The organism is Pseudomonas sp. CC120222-01a, from assembly GCF_003097235.1.
Taxonomy (GTDB): domain Bacteria; phylum Pseudomonadota; class Gammaproteobacteria; order Pseudomonadales; family Pseudomonadaceae; genus Aquipseudomonas.
In genome coordinates, this window is the sequence record NZ_QEQQ01000060.1 from 1 (window position 1) to 1,079 (window position 1,079).

At 62.4% G+C, this 1,079-nt stretch carries 1 protein-coding gene; it reads left to right on the forward strand.

From position 1 onward, the window contains the following. Nucleotides 1-110: 110 nt before the first annotated feature. The coding region (locus N430_RS29175) for an HAD family hydrolase (protein WP_133248886.1) at nt 111-1,079 on the forward strand (969 nt) is incomplete at its 3' end.

The following is a 1,079-nucleotide window of genomic DNA, read 5'->3' on the forward strand; positions in this document are numbered from 1 at the left end:
CCCCCCCCTCTGGTGACCTGAGAGAAAAGCTCCAGGCCAACCGAATAGAGCGGTTCGAACTCATGGCCTCTGCACGGGCCCTGTTCCTCCACGAGGGGAAACGGGCAGGCATGCTGTACCCCCACGATTTCCATCGGACGGCCAAATGCAAGCACGTCACTGTGGCCGGGTCGGTCGGCGTCCACGCATCGAGGGAGCACGGTAGCGCCTTCTACTCGGGCCTGATGAACTGCTCGAACGTGTGGACTTGCGCCGTGTGTGCCGCAAAAGTGCAGGAACGCCGCAGGCTGGAGGTCGCTCAGGCCGTGGAGTGGGCCGCAGCCGAAGGCCTCCAGTGCGTGATGGTCACCCTCACATTCCCCCACTACGTCTGGCACAAGCTCGCCGAGCTGCTGGAGCAGCAGAGTGTCGCCCTGGAGAAGCTCCGGGAGGGTTCGCCCTGGACGAAGTTCAAGGAACGCAACGGCTATCGAGGCTTGATCAGGTCGCTGGAATTGACCCTCGGTGGCCACGGTTGGCACCCGCATACCCATGAATTATGGGTTGTGGGGTCGCATGTCGATGCCGAGGTGATGAAGGAAACCGTCCTCAGACGGTGGAAGTCCAGCTGCGCCAGGGCCGGTCTGCTCGACCTGGGCGACGCTGCACAGGTTGCTGCCTTTGAAGCCCATGCGGTCGACATCAAGGGCTGGTGCACCGCCTCGGACTACCTGGCCAAGCAGGACGATTCGAGAAACTGGGGCGTAGACGCCGAGATCGCCAAGGCATCGACCAAACAGGGACGTGCCAAGGGTAAGCACCCATTCGGTCTGCTCAAGCTGTACCAGGAAGGCGATCAGAAGGCCGGTGGCCAGTTCCTGGAGTACGCCGCAGCCATCCACGGCAAGCGACAGCTCTACTGGTCGCCAGGGCTGAAGGATCTGGTCGGCGTCAACGACCTGACTGACAAAGAGGTGAACGAGGAGGAACGGGAGGCAGCAGACCTACTGGGCCTGCTCGACCTCGCTGATTGGTGGCTGATCCGCAAGTCACCCCGGCACAAGGCCAAGATCCTCAATCTGGCCGAAAGCAATGGCGGG